This is a genomic window from Novosphingobium lindaniclasticum LE124, assembly GCF_000445125.1.
GTDB lineage: Bacteria > Pseudomonadota > Alphaproteobacteria > Sphingomonadales > Sphingomonadaceae > Novosphingobium > Novosphingobium lindaniclasticum.
Genome location: NZ_ATHL01000153.1, coordinates 1 through 20,978 on the forward strand (window position 1 = coordinate 1; position 20,978 = coordinate 20,978).

The 20,978-nt window shown below is 62.3% G+C and carries 19 protein-coding genes; 6 read left to right on the forward strand and 13 right to left on the reverse strand.

Features of this window, described 5'->3' with window-relative positions; genetic code table 11:
• Nucleotides 1-336: transposase (locus tag L284_RS45640; RefSeq protein WP_167663621.1), on the reverse strand; the 336-nt coding region annotated here is incomplete at its 3' end.
• A gap of 106 nt (nt 337-442) precedes the next feature.
• Between L284_RS45640 and L284_RS47765 the strand changes: the two genes are divergently transcribed.
• A complete protein-coding gene (locus tag L284_RS47765; RefSeq protein ID WP_235054611.1) occupies nt 443-616 on the forward strand; it encodes a heme-binding protein in 174 nt (57 codons plus the stop codon).
• Nucleotides 617-649: 33 nt separating this feature from the next.
• On the opposite strand, the gene proP is transcribed toward L284_RS47765, so the two are convergent.
• From proP to L284_RS45660, 3 genes are all read right to left on the reverse strand, one after another.
• Nucleotides 650-2,107: a glycine betaine/L-proline transporter ProP gene (gene proP / locus L284_RS45645; RefSeq protein ID WP_021236126.1), complete on the reverse strand. Its 1,458-nt coding sequence runs from the start codon at nt 2,105-2,107 to the stop codon at nt 650-652.
• Nucleotides 2,108-2,840: 733 nt separating this feature from the next.
• Nucleotides 2,841-3,278 carry a hypothetical protein gene (locus L284_RS45655; protein ID WP_021236129.1) on the reverse strand — a complete coding sequence of 146 codons (438 nt, stop codon included), beginning with the start codon at nt 3,276-3,278 and terminating at the stop codon, nt 2,841-2,843.
• 271 nt (nt 3,279-3,549) lie between these two features.
• Nucleotides 3,550-4,206 carry a sensor histidine kinase gene (locus L284_RS45660; RefSeq protein ID WP_160172161.1) on the reverse strand — a complete coding sequence of 219 codons (657 nt, stop codon included), beginning with the start codon at nt 4,204-4,206 and terminating at the stop codon, nt 3,550-3,552.
• 226 nt (nt 4,207-4,432) lie between these two features.
• Between L284_RS45660 and L284_RS45665 the strand changes: the two genes are divergently transcribed.
• Nucleotides 4,433-6,073: an FAD-dependent oxidoreductase gene (locus tag L284_RS45665; RefSeq protein WP_031343233.1), complete on the forward strand. Its 1,641-nt coding sequence runs from the start codon at nt 4,433-4,435 to the stop codon at nt 6,071-6,073.
• Complete coding sequence (locus L284_RS0125030) at nt 6,070-6,372, forward strand: UBP-type zinc finger domain-containing protein (protein ID WP_031343234.1); 303 nt, start codon at nt 6,070-6,072, stop codon at nt 6,370-6,372. The genes L284_RS45665 and L284_RS0125030 overlap by 4 nt, the downstream gene beginning before the upstream one ends.
• Nucleotides 6,373-6,528: 156 nt before the next feature.
• Here L284_RS0125030 and L284_RS45670 read toward each other — a convergent pair whose 3' ends face one another.
• From L284_RS45670 to L284_RS0125035, 4 genes are all read right to left on the reverse strand, one after another.
• Nucleotides 6,529-7,944 carry an efflux transporter outer membrane subunit gene (locus tag L284_RS45670; protein WP_081674214.1) on the reverse strand — a complete coding sequence of 472 codons (1,416 nt, stop codon included), beginning with the start codon at nt 7,942-7,944 and terminating at the stop codon, nt 6,529-6,531.
• On the reverse strand, nt 7,941-9,041 hold the full coding sequence (locus L284_RS45675; protein ID WP_021236134.1) for an HlyD family secretion protein: 1,101 nt from the start codon (nt 9,039-9,041) through the stop codon (nt 7,941-7,943). Before L284_RS45675 ends, L284_RS45670 begins: the two co-directional genes overlap by 4 nt.
• Nucleotides 9,038-10,558 carry an MFS transporter gene (locus L284_RS45680; RefSeq protein ID WP_200861693.1) on the reverse strand — a complete coding sequence of 507 codons (1,521 nt, stop codon included), beginning with the start codon at nt 10,556-10,558 and terminating at the stop codon, nt 9,038-9,040. Before L284_RS45680 ends, L284_RS45675 begins: the two co-directional genes overlap by 4 nt.
• Nucleotides 10,559-11,006: 448 nt before the next feature.
• Nucleotides 11,007-11,606, reverse strand: coding sequence for a DedA family protein (locus tag L284_RS0125035; protein WP_021236136.1), 600 nt, complete (start codon nt 11,604-11,606; stop codon nt 11,007-11,009).
• Nucleotides 11,607-12,006: 400 nt separating this feature from the next.
• On the opposite strand from L284_RS0125035, the gene L284_RS45685 reads away from it, so the two are divergent.
• A complete protein-coding gene (locus L284_RS45685) occupies nt 12,007-13,539 on the forward strand; it encodes a sensor histidine kinase (protein ID WP_021236137.1) in 1,533 nt (510 codons plus the stop codon).
• Between the two features lie 114 nt (nt 13,540-13,653).
• Here the strand turns inward: L284_RS45685 and L284_RS49145 are convergent, their stop codons facing one another.
• From L284_RS49145 to dld, 4 genes are all read right to left on the reverse strand, one after another.
• Nucleotides 13,654-13,926 carry a chloride channel protein gene (locus L284_RS49145; RefSeq protein ID WP_152524790.1) on the reverse strand — a complete coding sequence of 91 codons (273 nt, stop codon included), beginning with the start codon at nt 13,924-13,926 and terminating at the stop codon, nt 13,654-13,656.
• 75 nt (nt 13,927-14,001) lie between these two features.
• Complete coding sequence (locus tag L284_RS48910; RefSeq protein WP_031343242.1) at nt 14,002-14,199, reverse strand: cytochrome ubiquinol oxidase subunit I; 198 nt, start codon at nt 14,197-14,199, stop codon at nt 14,002-14,004.
• Between the two features lie 15 nt (nt 14,200-14,214).
• Nucleotides 14,215-15,951, reverse strand: a complete 1,737-nt coding sequence (poxB, locus tag L284_RS45690) for a ubiquinone-dependent pyruvate dehydrogenase (protein WP_021236139.1) — start codon at nt 15,949-15,951, stop codon at nt 14,215-14,217.
• A gap of 129 nt (nt 15,952-16,080) precedes the next feature.
• A complete protein-coding gene (gene dld, locus L284_RS45695) occupies nt 16,081-17,814 on the reverse strand; it encodes a D-lactate dehydrogenase (RefSeq protein WP_081674216.1) in 1,734 nt (577 codons plus the stop codon).
• 585 nt (nt 17,815-18,399) lie between these two features.
• Here dld and L284_RS45700 point away from each other — a divergent pair.
• Nucleotides 18,400-18,915, forward strand: coding sequence for a Dps family protein (locus L284_RS45700; RefSeq protein WP_021236141.1), 516 nt, complete (start codon nt 18,400-18,402; stop codon nt 18,913-18,915).
• 86 nt (nt 18,916-19,001) lie between these two features.
• On the opposite strand, the gene L284_RS45705 is transcribed toward L284_RS45700, so the two are convergent.
• The gene (locus L284_RS45705; protein WP_235054613.1) at nt 19,002-19,910 is read right to left on the reverse strand and encodes a LysR family transcriptional regulator; all 909 of its coding nucleotides are present in this window, start codon (nt 19,908-19,910) and stop codon (nt 19,002-19,004) included.
• A gap of 201 nt (nt 19,911-20,111) precedes the next feature.
• On the opposite strand from L284_RS45705, the gene L284_RS45710 reads away from it, so the two are divergent.
• Nucleotides 20,112-20,957 carry a fumarylacetoacetate hydrolase family protein gene (locus tag L284_RS45710; RefSeq protein WP_021236143.1) on the forward strand — a complete coding sequence of 282 codons (846 nt, stop codon included), beginning with the start codon at nt 20,112-20,114 and terminating at the stop codon, nt 20,955-20,957.
• Nucleotides 20,958-20,978: the final 21 nt, after the last annotated feature.

Below are 20,978 nucleotides of genomic sequence, written 5' to 3' on the forward strand. Positions count from 1 at the left end.
CAGGGAGATGACCTCGATGTCGCTTCCAAAGCGCAAAGTCCGGCCTTTCGTCAGGCGCAGCTCAACCATGGACGTCGCGCCCGGACCAGGGTTGTAAGCAACTTCAGGGGCTCGAACGGCAGGCAAGTCCAGGGGGAGAAAGACAGCCTCGGGGGCGGCTCCCAAGAGCCCGCGCTTCTTCAAATCATACCGCCAAGTATAAATCTGTTGTCGGGTTACATCGTGGCGCTGCGCCACCTCTGTCAGTGTAGCGCCATTCACGCCAACGGCACCAATGATCTCCAGCCGCTGCTGATCCGTCCACCGGCGCCGACGTTCCTGACCCAGTATCTCCACCCTCATCGCAATCCCCGATCAAGAGACGTCGTTAGCGACGTCGCTATGACCGTCTCTTAAGAGATTATCGCGCCATCAGGCAGGCGGTCCCAATCGGACGGTTACGTTGCTGCTGCTCGGCGGGGGGATGCCGCTGCTGGTCGACGGTGACGTGATCGGAGGTATCGGCGTCGCGGGATCGGGCGGAGCGGCCAATGACGAACGCTGCGCGACACAGGCGATTGCTCAGGCTCTTACCTCGACAAGCGTGCGACAGGGGCTAAATGTAACAGGCGAATGATCGCTCGGGGTTTGCCTGGATAGAACCCTCCGTTCATTCGCGGAAGGTGGGCAGGTTTTCGTCCACGGTAACAGGCACATCGCCTTCCACCAGGGCCACGGCATCCGCCTCGGTTTCCACGGCGGGCGGCGACCCGCGAAGCGGCAATTGCGCCGTCTCGCGTACGGTCAGCATGGTGATGAACCCGATAACTGCAGCGCCCATCATGTAGTACGCTGGCAGGAGGTCGTCTCCGGTCTTTTCTATCAACCAGGCCGTCAGCAGCGGCGTGGTCCCGCCGAACAGGGATACAGAGATGTTGAACGCGATGGACAGGCCGCTGTATCGCATGGGTGTGTAGAAAAGGGCGGGCAAAGTGGACGGCATCGAGCCTGCAAACCCTGCCAGGATGATACCCAGGACCATCAGGCCGGCGAAGATCAGCAGGTCGTTCGCCATGCCGATCAGCATGATGGCGGGAATGGACAAGAGGAACAGCGCCGCACACACGCCAAGGATCATGGGTTTGCGTCCGAGGCGGTCGCTTACCCGGCCACTGATGACGACCAGCGGCATCATGACCAGCATCACGACGATAAGCAGCAGAAGGCCTTTGCTCTCGCCATAGTTCAAGGTCACGGTCAGGTAATTGGGCATATAGGTCAGCAGCATGTAGCTGGTCACGTTCCAGGCCAGAACCAATCCGATGCACTTCACCAGTTGTCGCCACTGATGCTGGATGAGGACCGGCAGACCCGGCCGTGTCGCTTCGCGGGCATCCGCAGCTTCCGTATAGGCTTGGAAAGCCGGTGTCTCTTCCAGTTTCATGCGCATGTAGAGGCCGAGCAATCCAAGCGGGCCTGCAATCAGGAACGGCAGGCGCCAGCCCCATGAAAGCATGTCGTCGGCGCTGAGCGACAGCTGCAGCATCGTTACCGTTCCGGCACCGGCGATATAGCCGCCCAAGGTTCCGAATTCGAGCCAGCTGCCCATCATTCCGCGCCGGATGTCGGGCGAATACTCCGCGATGAAGGTTGCGGCGCCGCCATATTCGCCGCCGGTGGAAAAGCCCTGCACCAGGCGCGCGATCAGCAGCAGGATGGGCGCAGCGACCCCGATCTGGGCGTAGGAAGGGATGATGCCGATCGCGAATGTGCCTGCTGCCATCATGATCATCGTATAGGCCAGCACTTTGTGGCGGCCAAAGCGATCGCCCAGTGGACCGAAGACCAGACCGCCAAGCGGGCGAACCAGGAACGCAGCGGTAAACGTCGCGAGAGTGGCTATGAGCTGCAAGGATGGGTCATCGGACGGGAAGAAGACTTTCCCCAATGTGACGGCGATATAGCCGTAGACCCCGAAATCGAACCATTCCATCGCGTTGCCGAGAGCGGCGGCGCCGACCGCGCGTTTCAGCGCAGAACCGTCGACGAGCGTCACTTCTTCGACGTCGAGGTCGTCCGAGCTCTTGTACCAGCCAAAATGAGCCGCTTGCGCGGGTTCATCCACCATTTTCATCTCCGAGGCATCGGCTTAACGGATCAGACCTGCTCGCACGGTAGCAGACCCGATCATCTATTCCCCCGCTTGGGCGGCGGAAGTCCGCGCCTCTCCGAATGGTCCAACGGGTAGAATGTTCCTGTCCTGCGATCGCGTGCACGCCGATCGCACGAGTTTACGCCCTAGCTCCGGCGAGAGGTTGGCCGGCTGGTGACGATACACAGGCACTATATCTGGACGGTCCATACGAATGTGGGGGACAAGCATACGAGCCTTGTTCGATAACGTCCGTGTGTTTTCGTAGCTGCGTCTTATGGTATCGTTCAAATGGTCAGACGGACTTCAGCCACCGACCATCTTCGCCAAGCGGTTGAGCGGGTTCCGTCCTGACGAAGCGCAAGAGCCCAAGAACCACGATCTGCCATCCAAGCGCGATGACACCCGCTGTCAGGACCACGTCGCCGAACGTGCGAACCCAGCGAAGCGTCCGGAAGATCGGTTGCTGCAATAAGTCCGCGCTTCGCGCTTACCACATTCCGGTTTCGACGCTGGCTTGAAATTGGAGGAGACCGATCGGGAGTAGGCTGGTGACGATCATCAGCACGAGACAGCTGTTCAGACACCAGAAGCTCGTGTGCATCAGGCGCTCGTCCGGAGCAGCGGCGAGAGAAGCACCATATGATGGTTCGAGCCGACACTAAGGAGAGAAGCCGCCAGCGATGCTAGCGGCTTCGATGAAGAGCTTTTACCAGCCTCGGTTGGGCCAGAACCCGAAACCGGCCCATGGACCATCCCAAGGTCCCCAGGGGCCCCAGTTCCAGTTCGAATCCTGATAGGCATCTGCGGCGTTCAGCTGGTCCCGCGCAATCTGTGCCTGCTGCATCGTAGCCCGGTAGGTGCCATAGGCTTGCTGGGTTCCGACGTAGAGGCAGTTGCAGTGTACCGGGTCGGCATAGAGGTAGGCGACGTTGTCCCCATTCACGCGGCGGAAGAATTTCTCCTTCGGCAGGCTCGCCAGCATGGTTTGCCGCTCCGGCGTATTTGCTGGTCTGGCCTCGAAACCTGCGGCAAGCAGTTGGTTCTCCTGTCGGGTGATGTGGTCTTTCGATTTGGCGATCGCCGGCATGGCGACCAGCGCGATCGTCGAAGCCGCAGCGAATGCGGTCCCGGACGTCTTGAGCATCGATTATCTCCTGTTGCCAGATGCATGAACCTGAGATCGGACGTATCCCTGATCCGGCACGACAACGGCAGACAAATGATGGTTTAGGATCGTCCCTCGGCATCAACCGGGACTGCTTTGCAAACTATACCTTTTTGGAGAAGCCTCCAACGCCAGTATGATAGCAGCAAGTTTGATAGGCGACGCAGGTTGGAAACGACATGGAGCGCGGTAAGCTCAGGAGAAGTCATGAGTTAGACTTGGCACTGATGCGCGAGGCTCTTCCAAGTTCTCAGAGCGGAGCGGCCAGTACGCATCGCGTGCCGGGAAACGTCTGTTCCCAGATCAGGGCCGCGCCGATGCGCTGGGCCATCATCTCGATGAGGCGCGTGCCGAAGCCCACGCGAGACGGGTGCACGGCGCGTCCGACGCCGTCGTCTTCCACGGCAAGGCGCAGTGCATGCGGGCCGGCGCGCCGAAGATCGATGCGGACCTCGCCCCCTCCCGTGCCGGGATAGGCATATTTGAACGCGTTGAGGACGCATTCCGATACGACCAGCCCAAGGGCCGCCGCCGTTCGGGCAGGGACCTGGATCGGTTCGGCGTGAATGGCCAGCCGGCGTCCTCTCGCAGGATCGCAGCAACTTTCCGCCAGGTGATGGCCCATGCGCCGCAAATAGCTTTCCGCATCGACCATCCCTTCCGGACGCGGCGCCGTGAGTTCCCGGTGCACGCCGGATATCGCTCCGATCCTGCCAAGCGTGCGATCGAGCACCTGGCGCGCCGCCGGATCGTCGATCTCCTTTTTTTCAGCCGATATCATGGCGATCAGCAACTGCAGATTATTCGCGATACGGTGATTGCTTTCCGTAACCATTTCGGCCCCGTAACCCTGGAAAGAGGGTCTGGCGGTCGTGTTGTCATGCCGATTGTACTGCGAGGAGGGCATCTCGCGATCCTTTATATGGCTGCGTTCCGATGAGTCGGTGCTTATGGCCTCATCTGTCGCACCTTGCCGGTCCCCTCGCCACCATACGGACGGGTAGTATTTTGCCTGCCGAATCCACACCAGCGTATGGATAGTCGATCCTGTGTCATAACTGCATAATGCCCGTGTCGGGATGACCTTCCCCATCCTCGAGACCGATATCGCTACTGCAGTCAGGAATAAGACGATGAGCATTGCAGAAACCCGAGAGCACCAAATATACCCGGTACTTTCCGCTGCCGAAATCGGCCTGGCGCGGCGCTTTGCCAGCGGCCCTGAACGCCGGTTCACGCCGGGCGAGGTGGTTTACGCGATCGGCGATCATCATGCCTCCGCCTGGCTGGTTCTCGAAGGCTCGATAGAGGTACAGCGCCGCGATGGGCTGAACAGGGAAGCTCCGATAACGACGCATGGTCCCGGCCAGTTCACAGGCGAAATCAACCAGCTGGCCGGCCGCCCCTCGATCGCTGGCGGCATCGCCGGGAGCGAGGGCTGCGTCGCTTTGCCCATCGACGCCGCGCATCTGCGGGCGTTGATGATCGGCTCGGCCGACCTCGGCGAGAAGGTCATGAGGGCACTGATCCTGCGCCGCGTCGGCCTGATCGAGGCGGGCGGCGCCGGGACGATCATCATCGGGATTCCCGGCAGTGCCGCCGTGCTTCGCTTGGAGGAGTTCCTTCGCCGAAGCGGCAGCCCCTTCCTTTTCCTGGACGTCGGTCAGGATGAGGAAGGCAAGGCGATGGTGGAACGCCTTGGAGTTACACCATCGCAGTACCCGCTGGTCGTTTGCCCCACCGGCCCGATCCTGAAGGCGCCTTCGGAAGAGGAACTGGCGGGATGCCTGGGTTTGACCACTGCGATCGATCCCGATGCGCTTTACGACGTTGCTGTCGTGGGGGCCGGTCCTGCCGGGCTCGCGGCAGCCGTCTATGCCGCCTCGGAAGGACTGTCCGTCGTCGTGTTCGATGGGCGCGTGGTAGGCGGCCAGGCTGGAGCCTCGGCGCGGATCGAGAACTACCTGGGATTTCCGACCGGGATCTCGGGGCATGCGCTCGCCGCGCGGGCCTTCAACCAGGCCATCAAGTTCGGCGCTCAGGTCGCCGTCCCGGTCGTGGCCGAGCGGCTCGAGCGCAAGGATGGAGCGCTGGAACTCTCGTTGTCCGGCGGCGGCCGGGTGCGATCCCGCGCGGTGGTTCTCGCGTCCGGGGCGACCTATCGCCGGCTGCCGGTCGAGGGGCTTCAGCGCTTCGAAGGCGCTGGTGTCTTCTACTGGGTCTCGCCCATCGAGGCCAAGCTCTGCAGCGGCGAGGACGTGGCGCTGGTCGGCGGCGGAAACTCGGCCGGGCAAGCGGTGGTCTACCTCGCTCCGCAGGTTCGGCGGCTCCACCTGATCGTTCGCCGGAAGCTCTCGGAAACGATGTCGAAGTATCTCGTCGATCGGATCGCGGCGCTGCCGAACGTCGAAATTCACGTCGGCGCCGATGTGGTCGGCCTGGAGGGCGACGAATACGACAACCTTACCGGGATCGACATCCGCCGGAACGCCGACGGAACGGTTCATCACCGCTCCTTGCGCCACTTGTTCCTGTTCATCGGGGCAGACCCGAACTCCGGCTGGCTGCCTGCCGAGGTCGCACGGGACAGCCATGGGTTCGTGTGCACGGGTAGCCGGAACCGCCCTCTGGAGACCGAGATGGAAGGTGTTTTCGCGATCGGAGACATCCGCGCTGGCTCCACCAAACGCGTGGCATCGGCGGTGGGCGAAGGCGCCGCCGTCGTTGCCCAGATTCATGCCATGTTCGCCAAGAGCGAGAAGGAAACGCGATGAACGCCTGCTCCCACAGTTCGACGATCCATGATGTAACGCCCAGTGCACGAGGCTGCGAGGAATGCCTCAGGATCGGAAGCCCCTGGGTCCACTTGCGGATCTGCCGGTCCTGCGGCCACGTGGGCTGCTGCGACGATTCCCCGCATCGGCATGCCCGGGCCCATTTCCATTCGTCCGGGCACCCGATCATCGAGGGATACGATCCGCCGGAAGGTTGGGGTTGGTGCTATATCGACGACATCGAGGTCGACCTTCCCGATCAGACGCCCCAATGGGGGCCGATCCCTCGCTACATTTGAGTTTTTCGCGCTCGACGGACGGTGGGGATGCCGTTCGCACCTGCCGGGCGGTGCGCCCTCCAGTTCCGTTTTTCAAGCACGCCGCGTGGCCGTTTTGATTTCGCTGAGAACCTTGCGGCCAGGATGACCCGAGAGTGTCGAGGTCCGGAAAATACTTTAATCTCGACCAGATGGCACAGCCTGGACTTTTGCGTCCCATCCGCCGCCGAGGGCCTGGTAGAGAGCGACGAGATCCTGGAACTGTTGCGCTGTCGCATCGATGGTCACCAGCTGTGCCTGTAGGAGGCCGCGCTGGGCGTCCAACTGGTCGATGTAGGAGGAATAGCCGCTCAGATATCGCCGTTGAGCGGTCTGGAATGCCTGCGTCGCAGCCGCCTCGCGAGACCGGGCAAGGAGAAGGTCGTCGCGATCGAGTCGCAAGCCGCTAAGCGCTTTCTCTACTTCTCCGAAAGCGGTCATGACGGCGAGCCGGTACGCGAGGGCTGCTTCCTCCACCTGAGCACCGGCAAGGTCCTCGCGCGCCCGGAGTTGTCCGCCCTCGAACAAGGGGGTCAGCACCGACCCTCCCAGGCTGAACAGGGTAACGGGGCTTGAAAGAAGTGTGGAGACGATACCGCCACCCGTGGGAGTGAGCTGGAGTTTGGGCAGGAATGCGTCCCTGGCCGCTGTCAGCCTGAAACTTGCGGCGGCCAGCCTCAGCTCTGCAGCGGCAATGTCGGGTCGCTTACGCACGATCTCGCTGGGTAGCGCCGTGGGCGCGGGGGCGAGGTGCAGTGCATAGAGATCGGCTTTTCGTTCAACGGGAGCGGGATTCGATCCTTCGAGGATGTTCAACGATCTCTCATTGATCTCGATGTCGCGGTCGATCTCGGCGACGAGCTGGCTGGCGGAGGCCAGTTCGATCTTCGCCTGCTCGAGATCGAGGCGCCCTGCATATCCGGCGTTCGTCCGCCGCAAGATCCTCGCAAGCTCTTCGCGGCGGGTCCCCTCCGTGTCGGCGGCAATGCGCCGCTTGGCATCCAGGGCAAGCAGCGTCAGATAGCTCTGGACGGTCGTTGCGATCAGGCCGAGGCGGACCGTATCGCGGCTTGCTTCGCTTGCTAGGGCAGTCGACCGCGCAGCTTCGGTCCCCGCCTTCAACCGGCCGAACAGGTCGACCTCATAGGAAATGCCGATGTCCGCACGGGCGTCAGTCTGATCGACTGGCTCACCGAAAGCGTTCAAACCGCGGTCCCGCGCAGCCTTGCTTGAGGCCGTGATCCATGGCCTTTGCAAAGATCGCTCAGCCGCAAGCTCGGCGCGGGCCTGCATTATCCGAGACGCGGCGATCTTGAGATCGACGTTGTTCGCAAGGGCCCGGTCGACTGCGGCATCCAAAGCAGGGTCACCAAAGCCCCGCCACCAACGATCCTTTACGACATCCAGTCCGCCAGTATCGCCGGGAGCGCTTTCGGCCGTCGCTATCCAGCCTTGAGGCACGGGTGGTGGCGCAATACGCGGCCGGTAAGTCGGCGATGCACATGCGGAGAGGAGACCTATCGAAGCAAGGCAGAACCGGCGGATAGGCTTCATTTCGCAACCTCGATCCGGGTTTCAACGGACATTCCGGGGCGAAGTCTCTCGGCCAGAGGCTGGTTCTTGTCGATCTGCACCATCACGCCGATGCGCTGAGGGATTTTGACGAAGTTACCCGTGGCGTTGTCGGGCTTGAGCACGGCAAATTCCCAACCCGTAGCCGGAGCGATCCCGGACACCCTGCCGGTCATTCGGTGCCCTCCCAGGGCATCGACCGTGAAAGTGACCCGTTGGCCTATGGCCATTCGATACGTCAGGGCTTCCTTGTACTGGGCGATGATATAACGCAGGGGTGGCACAACCTCCATCAGCGACGTCCCGTTCGTGACATAGGCACCCTCCCGAACGCGGACTTCGCCAAGTTGACCAGTTTCGGGGGCCCGTATCACAGTATGGAGCAGATCGATCTCGGCGAGGCGCAGCTCCGCCCTCGCCATTTCGACCTGCGCCTTGAGACCGGAACGTCCCACCAGGACCGTCTTAAGATCCTGCCGTGCGATCTCGCCACCCGAGAACGTTTCGCGCAAGACTCCTTCGGCGGTGGCAAGGGCGGCCGCAGTCTGATCGCGCTCTCGCATGGAGATGGACCCATCGGCGGCGAGATCGAGCGCACGCGCCATGTCGGCTTTGGCCTTGACGAGCTGGGCACTTGCGCTTGCCATGCGAGCGGTCTGGCCGGCAATGCTCGCGCGTCGCGATTGCTGCTGTTGCTCGCTGTTTGCGAGGGCGGAGAGCTGGACATCGAGGTTCGCCTGAGCCTGCAGGACTTTCGCCCGGTAGATGTCATCGTCGATCAGGGCGAGGAGCTGGCCGCGTCTCACCGTATCGTAATCCTTCACAGGCACCTTGCGGACATAGCCGCTGACTTGGGGCGAGACGATGACGGTCCGGCCGCGTACCAGCGCATCGTCGCTCCGAACCGAAGGGTCCGCAAAGGGACCGAGGCCCCAGACACGCAGGATGATACCGACTGAGGCTATCAGCACGGCCGTCAGAATGGCGGTCGTGATGGGGTTGGAGCGCGGCGCCTGCCAGACATCCGACGGCGGGGCTAGGACAGCCGGGGACTGTATTGCGGCTGAGGGGTGGCTCATGCTCGCGCCTCGTGGGTGCTCGGCTTCATGGGAAAGAACTTCTTGCTGACGATCAGGGCCGAAAGAAAGATCGCAGCGGCTAGTGCGATCCAGGTGACGACTCTGAAGGTGTCGTTGAATGCCAGGATGTTGGCCTGAAGCTGGAGTGCGTTGCCGAAGACGGCGTTGCCCTGAGCGGTTTGCTGAACCGGATCGATCAGAATGTCGTGGTACAGATTTGCGGATTGGGCGAGCCGAGCGTCGAGTTCGCCGTGGCCCATGGCGATGTTCTCCGCCAGCCTTTCGGCGTGAAAGCGAGTACGTCTCATCTGGATGGTGCCTAGCAGTGCCGATCCGGCGAGGCCGCCGAGGTTCTGCGTAGTGCTGAACAGGACGACGAAGCTGACCAGGTAAGGCGGCCCACGTTCGATGACCCGGCTGAGACCATACTGGATCGCGGTGCCCAGAAACAGGATCGAGCCGAAGCCGAGGAGCGACTGGCTGAGGAAAAGCTGCTGCGGGCGCGTCTGTGTCGTGGCGTTGCTGTCGATCCAGGAGCCTGCGGCGATGAGCAGCGCTGCGGCGATCGACATCGGAAAGAGCCGGTGGGGACGGGCCACGACGGCGGTGACGGCGACGCCGGCAATCATCGCGATCAGGACCATCGCGAACAGCGGGTGCAACTGATCGCTCGTGAGGCCGCCAAGGGAAAGCAGGCCCACGGCCGCGTAGGTTTGCTCGGTCAGTGCAATTCGGAACACTACCCCGATGAGCGCGAAAATGAAGATATCCCGATTGGCATACCAATGAACCTGAAGCAGAGGGCGCTTTCTACGATCCTCGATCTGCAGCACGGCCCAAAGGAGCGGGAGGGCCGCCGTCAGCGCCCATCCGATCCAGGGCGTATCGCTCCACCAGAAAAACCGCCCTTCGGCGAGCACGATGCACAGGAGCATCATGCCCGGAACGGCAAGGCTGACGGTGAGCGCATCGAGCGGTTCGAATGCTTTCTGCCGCTCGGTTGGCGGGAGCGGCACGAGATTGATGATCGCCCAGGCAGCGAGCGCGAGGGCCAGCTCTATAAGGTGCAAACCCTGCCATTCCCCCGGAGCGATGGCATCGAGCGGGATGAGGCGCGCGACCGGTACGGCAAGCTGGGGGAGAGTGAAGCCTATCACGATCGCGGCTGGACGGTGTCGCAGCGGTATCGCCTGAAAGAGGTTGTGAAGCGTCAGGGTGGTAAGACCTCCTGCGGCGATGCCCGACATCGCGCGTGCCAGGACGGTAAGCCCGAAGGAGGGGATGGCGATCTGCAGGACTTGCGCAGCGATCACGCCGCCAAGCAGGACATGCATGCACGGGATGATGCCGAACTGCACACGGGCTTTCACCAGCAGCAAATTCGCCGTGGCGTTGAAAGCAACATAGACGGCTACCAGCAGGAAGACTTCGTAGGTGTAAACGCCGATGTACCCGGCCATATTGGTGACGTTGACCGTGAGAAGACCGTTACCGAGCCCGCTTGCCATCGCCATCACGAATGCGGCCATACCGTACAAGATGCGGGCGGCGGGACTGTGGCGGGGTGAGTAGGGCGCGCCGGGAAAGGCGGGCCGTTCTTCGGGCCGGAACTGATAGCCGCTGGATGCTGGGCTGATCGATGCCGAGTCTCCTGACATAGCCTTGCGACCAATATCCCGTTTGCCGGACAGGTTCGTAGTGCGACCCTGTGTTCGTTTGATGCCCATCGGAATGATGGAACGAAGCGCCTTGCTTGGGAATGCATACGATCGTGTGGCTTTTCGCCGGCGGCCCTATCCTTCGGTATCTGGTCACCCGACCGGACATCGCGATCATGCGACCGTCGCAACGGTAATTTGTTCCCGCCGCATCGGCCCGCGAACTCCCACGGCCGAGCGGTCGGCCCGATCGTCTTCCAGGTGACTCAATGCATCCACGGGGCCCAGGCGTCGAGGATGCCGCCGCTTAGTGCAGGGGATCCCGGGCCGCCTCATCATTCGCAGGCCGACCCTTTCGCGAGCAGATTTTGGCGATCGTGCGAAGGCACAGGAGAGCAAAAGCGATCGCGGCAAGCGTTGCGGCAATTTTCGCGATGGATGCAACTTCACCAAAGTAACTTGCGATTGCCGATCCGAAAAGATAGCCGGCCAGAGAGAAAGTGGTCCCCCATACGATAGCCGCGACGCCGTTCAACCGCATGAACACCCCTGTCGGAAGGTTGGTGGTCCCCAACACCACAGGGCTGATCGTTCGCACACCATAAAGGAAACGAAACGCAAAGACGAAGCCGGTCGGGTGACGTTCGAAAGTGGACAACACTTTGGCGAACGCAGGCTTCGCGGTCCAGCGGACCATCGCGGGGCTGTGCTTGAGACGACGACCAAGCACGAAGAGCAGCTGATCCGCCACGAAGGATCCGCAGATTGCCGCCGCGACCGACTGGAAGAGCGGGATGCTGCCCTGCTGCGCCAGAATGCCCCCGATAATCGCGCTTGTTTCGCCTTCTGCGCCGGAGCCAAGGAAAACGGCGGCCGCTCCGTATTGCGAAAGAATGGCTTCCAACATCACTTGTCTATGAACCGCTCACTGGAGGGAGGACGCCCAAGGGCCGGGAAAGGTCGCTGCGTTCCGATTTCGTTACGGTTGAGTCCCGTCCGTCAGGTCGGAAAATCCGCCGTGTCCGCAAAAATAAACGCCGGGGGCAATTGTCGTAAGTCATACGATGGCGATGATCTACCGGATCACTTCGCAGGGATAGTCCAACGCATCAAGGATCTACCCAAAACGTTGGTATAGGGAGGGGTGAACCAATCGAAACTTGCTCCGATGTCCCGGATGCTTTGAATGAGGCGTAAAGCTGCGTTTGGTAAGGCTCGCCGAATGCTCGGATCCACTGTGTATTGCGGGGCAGGGTGCTGTCGATGTTTGGAATGTTTTGTGGGCTACGCCGCGCCTGGTTGCCGCGATGAGCGGTCTGGTACAGGCGCTGCGGCAAAATCCAGCCCGCCTGTTGGGTTTCCTATCGGCTTTGGCGATCATCGTCTGCGTCACTGTCGCCGATCTGCTCACCCCGCCGGATATCGAGCTTGCGCCGCTTTACGTGCTCGCGCTGATCGCGGCGGGTCTCACAGGGGCCAGCGAGTGCTGCATCTGGGGTTTGACGCTCTTCAGTGTTTGCGGCACGCTGCTGCGTCTCACCGGGATCGGTGACGCCAGTTTCTCCCTTGCGAATGCGTATAGTGTCGGTGTTGCGGTTCTTACCCTGTCGGCAACCGCTGCAGTGATCGGTCACATGGCGCGTGCGAGTGGTCGCCGATTGTCCGAGATAGGATATCGCCGGCTTTTCGAAGATCTTGCCGTCGCGGTCATCGAGATCGATCTTACGGGCGTTAAGCGCAGGATCGACGAATTGAGCCAACAGGGCATTCATGACCTTCGTTGCCATTTTGCCTCTCGCCCGGGATCGGCGCTTCACTTGAAGCAATCCGTCCCCATCACGAATGCGAACGATACGGCGAGGCGGCTGAGCGGAATGTCTGCAGAAGTGCGGTTCCGTTCATTGGCCGACTTATGTCCGGATGAAGAGGTTTTCATAGCTCTTCTGGTTGCCATGGCCCACGGCGAGGCGGCTTTCTCCGCCGAGGCAGAGCTTGTGACGCCCTCTCAAGAACGTATTCCCGTCTTGATAGCTTTGAACGTGCCGGTTGGCGGAGACTTCTCACGTGTGACGATAAGCATCATGGACGTTCGTTTACATCGTCAATTGGAAACCGCGCTTCAACGGACGCGTCGGGAACTCTCCGATGCACTGCGATCCGCCAGTCTCGCGGAAGTGGGAGCAGCGATCGCCCACGAGATGGGTCAACCACTCTCGGCCATCAGCGGCTTTCTTCGCGCTGCGAAGCGAAACCTCAACCAAGTTCCGCCGGATCTATCGGCTTGCCGGCAAACGATTGGAAACATGGAATGCGCGATCGACAGGGCGACTAACGTCGTTCGCCAGATGCGCAAGGCGATCGGTGTTCCCACTGCCGATCCCGATGAGTTCGTTTTCGACGAAATCGTGACCGATGCTCTGCAGTTCATCGAGGGTGAGGCGGATGGGCCGCGCGTCAGGGTTTCCGTGAGTCAGGGTGCCGAGGGGGTGAAAATCATGGGCGACCGGGCACTGCTTCAGCAAGTTCTCGTCAATCTTGCCCGAAACGCGGCGCAAGCGGCACGGCAAAAAGAACAGCCGGATCCCTGCGTCACTGTGCGGACAACCTTTGATGGGCAGAATATCTGCCTTGAGGTGGAAGACAACGGTGCCGGATTTACCGAGGTCGCGAGACGCGGGGCCTTCGCGTCGTTCCTGACGGCCAATCGGATGGGTCTGGGCCTTGGGCTGGCGATATGCAGGTCCGCCGTCGAGCTTCACGGCGGCAACATCAGCATCTCTCGCACGGATGTGACCGGCTCGCTTCTCCTGGTCAAGCTCCCGGCCGCCCAGCCGTCCTAGCTGTCGCCCTAAAGTCTTATCTGTTCGTGAGCGCGCGACGTGCATCACTAGTTCATTGGCGGCCGCGTTGGTGAGACGCGTTCCATCAGCTGTTCCCTGCGGTTCGCAGGAGGATCAGTGCCGGCTAGGGTCGAAGCCCCGTGCAGCAGAGTTGGTTCGGGGGCGCCACAGGCCCCGCTTGACGAGACAGGCGCCGAATACCCCGACGACGATCGGATCGATGAGGTCTGGGCCGGTGTCTGTAAGTTCGACCGCGAGCAGGATCGCGGTGCTGGGCATATCCATGGATATGGAAAGAAATTCTGCGGCTCCTATCAGGGCAACGGCAGCGGGGTCGTCGGCACCGAACCGGGTTTGGCGATGGCGACAAGGACAGTCGAGGCCAATGCGCCGAGCGCGAGGCTTGGCGCAGGCACGCCGCCGTCGGCACCGACTTGCGTGACAGCACGATGGCGCCGGCCTTCAGCACAAGCAAACCCGAATATCTTGAGCCGAAAATCGAAGAGGGTCCGATAGAGCGGTCTTCCCGTCGACACCCCGCAGCACTTCCAGGCAGGTCAGCCATGCGGCGAGACCGATCGTGAAGGCCGGGAAGATGATGTGGAAGGATACAGTAAATGCAAACTGCAGCCGGGCGAGAAGAAGCGGTGTGATCTCCATCGAACCCTTCTCCCGTCAGCGCCAGAGGTTGGTGCGGGCCAGATCGACGATCTCGCTCATCCGCCCGTTCATGACCGCGCGCAGCATGTAGAGCGTGAAGCCCTTGGCCATCTGCGCATTGATCGCGGGCGGGATCGGCAGCTCGGTGCGGGCGACGACGGCGTCGACGAGAACGGGGCCATCGTGCTCGAAGGCCTCCTTGATGCCCGCTTCGACTTCCGCGGGATCCTCGATGCGGATTCCCTTGATGCCGACGGCTTCGGCCATGGCGGCGAAGTTGGGGTTCTCGAGGTCGGTCCCGAACGGCAGGAAGCCGGTCGATTTCTGCTCGACTTCGATGAAGCCGAGCGCGCCATTGTTGAAGACGATGATCTTCGCCGGCAGGTTCTGCTGCTTGAAGGTGAGAAGGTCGCCCATCAGCATCGTGAAGCCGCCGTCGCCCGATAGGGAGATGATCTGACGGTCGGGATAAGCGGCCTGTGCGCCAAGGGCCATCGGCATGGCGTTCGCCATCGAGCCATGCCAGAGCGATCCGATCATCCGGCGCCGGCCGTTCATCTTGAGATAGCGCGCCGCCCAGACAGTCGGCAGTCCGACGTCGAAGGTGAACACGGCGTCGTCGGCGGCGAGGTCACTGATTGCCTTCGCGACCTGCTGGGGATGGATGGTCTTGTCCTTGCCGGTGGGAACGGCCAGTTCGTCGAGTTCCTTGCGCGTGCGCCGGTAGTGCTCGACGGCCTTGCTCAGGTGTTCGCTGTCTTCGTTCAGTGTAAGCTTGGGCAGCAGCGCCTCGATCGTCGAGCGTATGTCACCCACGACACCAAGGTCGAGCGAGGCACGCCGGCCAAGTTGGCCGGGTCGGATATCGACTTGCACGGTCTTGACCCCGGCACCCTTGGGATAGAATTGGCGGTAGGGGAAATCGGTGCCCAGCATGAGCAGCAGATCGGTATCGATCATCGCAAAGTAGCCCGAGGCGAAGCCGATGAGGCCGGTCATGCCGACGTCGTAGGGGTTGTCGTACTCGACGAACTCCTTGCCCTTGAGGGCGTGGACGATCGGAGCCTTGAGACGATAGGCTAGTTCGAGCACTTCGGCGTGAGCACCCTCGCAGCCCGATCCGCACAGGATCGTGACGCGGCCCTTGCCATTGAGCATCTCGGCAAGGGCGTCGAGTTCACCGGGATGCGGGATGACGGCAGGCTGCTTGGGGAGCAGTCCGAGCGGCTTGGGTTCGACCGGGTTCGCGACCGGCTGGAGCGCGATATCGCCTGGAATGACGATGACGGAGACGCCGCGCTCGCCGATCGCGGTGCGGATTCCGATCTCCAGGCTACGCGGCATCTGCGCCGGGTCCGAAACCAGTTCGCAGTAATGGCTGCATTCCTTGAAGAGATCCTGGGGGTGGGTCTCCTGGAAATAGCCGGAACCGATCTCGGGCGAGGGAATATGCGCGGCGATGGCAAGGACCGGCACGCGCGAACGGTGGCAGTCGAACAGGCCGTTGATGAGGTGCAGGTTGCCCGGCCCGCAACTGCCGGCGCAGACCGCCAGGCTTCCGGTGAGATGGGCCTCGGCGCTCGCGGCAAAGGCGCCGACTTCCTCGTGACGGACATGGATCCATTCGATCTTGCCGCGGGCCCGGATGGCGTCCGTCAGCCCATTGAGGCTGTCGCCGACGACACCATAGATCCGTTTCACGCCGGCGGCCTCGAGGGTCGCGGCAAATTGCTCGGCTACGTTCTTGAACATGGGATACCTCGTAAGCTTTTGACGAGTTGAAGGTGTTTGGCGCCGGCTCCCGTGTCCTTCCGGGCTTGGAGGAGAGGTCGCAATCTCGGAACCGGCGCCGGGACGAAGGGTTGCCTTCGACCGATCGGGTTAGCGCCAGTGGGCGCACTTGGAGGTCTGGCCGATCCCGGGATTGAAGCTGTTGGTGGGGTCGAGAGTCCGGTAATGATCGACGAGCGCCGGCTTGGCGTGGTAGAGATGCCCGACATTGTGTTCGGCGGGATACTCTGCGCCTCGCGTATCGAGGATCTTCCACATGGCGTGCTCAACCTCGGTCGTGTCGAAGCCGCGCTTGACGATGTAGTCCTGGTGGAAGACCTGGCAGAAGAAGTGCCCGTAATAGATCTTGTGAACGAGCTTGCCGGTAATCTCGTCGGGCAGCCGTTCGAACCAGTCGCGCTCGCTGCGGGGCAGCGCGATGTCGAGCGCGACGATATCCTGCACCTCCTTGCGGTGGATCGCACGATAGCGGATTGCCGCGCCCGCCGCTGCAAAGCGGTGAAGGAAAGCCTTGTCGCCCTCCTCCTTCGAGCATTCGAAGTAGGCACCGGTCCGTGATGGGAACATCTTGGCGAAGTAATCGCGCACTTCCTGCACGCCTTCCCCCGACATTTTCAGGATCAGGTGGTGTTCGTACTGCTCATGGTATGCGTAGAGCCGCTTCGGCAGATGTTTCGGAAACAGGCTGGCGCCGAACTGCATGAGCTTGTCGGACAGATCTTCGGGAAGGAACGGGAATTTGGCGCAGAAAGCGTCGAAGCGCCCCTTCAGGGCAAACATGGCCGGAATTCGGTCGGTGCCCAAGTACTGGATCGCGAGGAAGGTGTCTTTGCCGTACTTCTCGGCAATGGTGAACGCATCGCGGTGCAGGTATTCACCCTGGACCGGCAGGTTTTTGAAGTTCGCCAGGATGTCGCGGCGGATTTGCGTGAGTTCGTCGGGATCGTTGGTGCCGATGTAGAAGTCGACCACGTTCTTGTTCTTTGGAAAGGTGTCGAGGCGTACCGCGAGGAGCATGACCTTGCCGGCGCTGCCTGCGGATTCGAACAACCTTTTGGGATCGGCATTGAAGCGCGCGGGCGTGTCCGCATCGATGTCTCGGACGTAGGTCTGGTAGTCGTGGTCCGAACAGTGGCGATCCGGATCGTCGATGATGTCGCCCGCCGCAAATCCGCCAGCTTCCACGGCCCTGAGAATAGACTCCGGGTCATCGCCGAGCTTGATCCCCAGGTGGTTGACGAGGTCCACGTTGCCGCTCTCGTCAATCCGTGCGTAGAGGGTCATCTGCGTGAAAGCCGGGCCACGGTGGATCAGCGCGCCGCCTGAATTGTTGCAGACGCCTCCGAAGACCGAAGCGCCGACGCACGAGGATCCGATCACCGAATGAGGCTCGCGGCCCAGGGGCTTCAAAGCGTCTTCGAGTTGGTAGAGCGTGGCGCCCGGCAGGCACACGACCTGGCTTCCGTCCTTGATCAAGTGGATCTTCGCCAGGCGCAGCGTGCTGATGATCACGATCTCGCGATCGTAAGCGTCGCCATCCGGGGTCGAGCCACCGGTGAGGCCGGTGTTGGCGGCCTGGACGATGACGATTTTCCTTGCCTTGCTGCACACGTTGAGTGATCGCCACATTTCCACGAGGCTCCCCGGGCGCAGCACGGCCAGGGCAGGGCCCTCGCCAAAGCGAATGCCCTTGCGGTAGCGGCGGGTGGCGGACGGCGAGGTGAGGACCTCGTTTGCGCCAACGATCTGGCGAAGCTGCGTGAGCAGTTCGGCGTCGCTGACGGGAGACATTCTCGGCCCGATACCGGGAGCCATTGCAGTCATGGGAGCGTGCCTCTTTGCAATTGGTGACGTGGAGTTCACTCTGCCGCTCGGGCTTCGATCGCGCTTCCAGGCAAGAGAGCGGCGGGCATGTGCAGTTGGATTGTGCCGTAGCATGGCGCGGCCTTGGTGATCGGGCCACCATCTTGATGTATTCTCCAGGCCATACCAATGTATCCCGCGCTTCCTGGGCGGGCGCATAGACCATTGCCGAAAGAAGTTGCGGGGCTGTCCGCGATCCCGTCATCGGGTTCTTCGGAAGCGCTGGGCTCATGAACTGGTGGCGGGGAGCAGGCTTCGTCGTATCGGATGGGCGTTTGCCGGGACGGGCCCCGGCTCCCGACATTCGGTATGGCCTTTCGCGGCCGCGCCCGATTGTTCAAAAAACACGGCTCAGGCGCAGAAGAGAGGGCTTCATCGGCCTTGGAGGCCTTATGAACGCGTCATCGCGATCGCTGCGGGTTGATGACGGCGCGCCTCAGGGTATGGGGCGGCGCAAACCTTTGTCTGGCTATTCGGCGGCGGCACATCCGCGCACATTCCCGGTGCTGGCGGCGCAGTTCGCCGTTCGATCCAGGAGATATTGCGATGTCGAAGACCGTACCCTTTTCCGAGCGCTTCCTCGGGACGCCGACCGACCTTGGCGAAGACGCCACCCGCGATATCTCGGCAGGGCTCGCCGGACTTCTCGCCGATATCTTCGCGCTCTATCTCAAGACCAAGAACTTCCACTGGCACATGAGCGGGCCGAACTTCCGCGACTATCACCTGCTGCTCGACGAGCAGGGCGACCAGATCTATGCGATGACCGATCCGATCGCGGAACGCGCCCGCAAGCTCGGCGGCACGACGATCCGCTCCATCTCGGACATCGCCAAGCGCCAGCGCATTCTGGACAACAACGCCGACTACGTCGATCCGCAGGACATGCTGGCCGAACTCCACGGCGACAACAAGCTGGTAGTCGCCGAGATGCGCCGGGTACACGAACTGTGCGACGAATATTCCGACGTGGCTACCGCCAGCCTGCTCGAAAACTGGATCGACGAGACCGAACGTCGCGGCTGGTTCCTCTACGAAGCGTGCCGTCGCACGCCGTCGTGAGCGGGACGCGCGGCCGGTCTCGACCGGGATCGGCGGCATCCGCGTGCTCTCGCGGGTGCCGCCGCTCGCGCGTCAGGTCCGCCGGATCAGCCTTGCGGCAGAGCTTTGGGCGACACGTCCTCGCCGGGTTCGACCAGGCCTGCCAGCCGCTCGTTGAGGACGGTCCGCAGTGCCGCGATAAAGGCGCGGGCCTTCGCCGGGATCTGCCGCGAGCTGGGAAAGACGGCCCATATCGCAAGGGCTTCGGGCGCCGCGTCGGTCAGGACCAGTTCGGCCAATCGTCCCGCCCGGATCTCTTCGTCGACATCCCAGCTGGAAAGGTTGGCGATGCCCTGTCCCGCCATGCACGACGCGTGGAGCGCTTCGATCGAATTGGCCGTCAATCGCCCGGAGATCCTGTGTTGCACCGATCTGCTGCCTTTCTGGAACGTCCAGTGCGAGGTTCCGCTCGCCACCAGGCAGGCATGGTGATCGAGTTCGGCAAGCGTCGTCGGCGCACCATGACGGGCGATATAGGCGGGCGAGGCGCAGAGCCGGCGCGGGTTGTCGGCGAGCTTGCGGGCGACGAGCCGATTGTCGCGCAGCTTGGCGATCCGGATGGCGACGTCGATTCCGCGCGCGACGATATCGACTTGCTCGTCGGTGAACATCAGGTCGACCTGGAGGTCCGGATTGTCGTCCATGAAGCCGGGTATCATCGGCGCCACGACCTTGCGACCGAAGGCCGCGGAGGCCGTGATGCGCAGCAGACCCGAAACGCCGGTTCCGCGTGGCCGGATCGCTTCCAGGCCATTGTCGCGCGCTTCCAGCATGGCACGGGCGTGCGGCAGGAACAGGTCGCCCTCGGCCGTGGAGGAGAGCGAACGAGTGGTGCGGTGGACGAGACGGACGCCGAGTTCCTTTTCCAGGGCGGCAAGCGCGCGCGTCGCGGACATGGCGGTGAGGCCGAGGCGTCCTGCCGCCTTGGCAAGACTGCCCGATTTCAGGGCTTCCACAAAGACTGCTATTCCGCCGAGATCCATTATAACGCTTTTCGTTTGGCCGGCCTGTCCATCTCAGGCCGTAGTGTCCCTAGAGCGCGCGTGTCATATCGCGCAAGTCCGCTTCCACGGCGATCCGCAATGAGCGGCCTCTTCTGGGCGGGCTGAAGATCCCGGTCGCCGCTCCGGCCGATCACTACTTTCAAGGAGAAGAGTATGAAACTTGCCCGCATCGGCGCCCCCGGCGCCGAACGCCCGGCCCTGGTCGACAACCAGGGCAAGCTGCGCGACCTTTCCGGCGAGATCCCCGATTTGACGGGAGCGCTGCTTTCGGATGCCGCAATCGCGCGTCTTGCCGCGTTGGACCTGTCCGCGCTCCCGGAAATCGCGGAAGGCCAGCGCTACGGCGCTCCGGTGGCGGATACCGGCAAGATCATCTGCATCGGCCTCAACTATACCGATCATGCAGCGGAAGTAGGCCTTCCGCTTCCGACCGAACCGACGATCTTCATGAAGGGCTGCCGCACGACCGGCGCCAACGACGTGGTCCATCTTCCGCGCGGCGCGGAGAAGGGCGACTGGGAGGTGGAACTCGGCATCGTCATCGGCACCGGCGGGCTCTACATCACCGAGGACGCCGCGCTGAACCATGTCGCGGGTTACTGCGTGGTCAACGACCTCTCCGAGCGCTCGTACCAGATGGAGCGCGGAGGGCAGTGGACCAAGGGCAAGAGCTTCCCCGGTTTCGCACCCGTGGGCCCGTGGCTGGTCACGCGCGACGAGATCGGAGAGGCCGAAGAGCTGGGCATCTGGCTAGAAGTCAATGGCATCCGCCGTCAGGACGGCAATACCCGTAATCTCGTCTTCGGTGTGCGTCGGATCGTCAGTTATGTCTCGCAGTTCTATGCCCTCGAAGCCGGCGACATCATCGCCACGGGAACGCCCGCAGGCGTGGGCCTCGGCTTCGATCCGCCCGTCTTCCTCAAGCAGGGCGATGAGCTCCGTCTCGGCATCGACGGTCTTGGCGAGCAGCGCCAGCGCATTCACGCCTGGCACGGTTGAATTCCTCGAGACAGCGCTGGA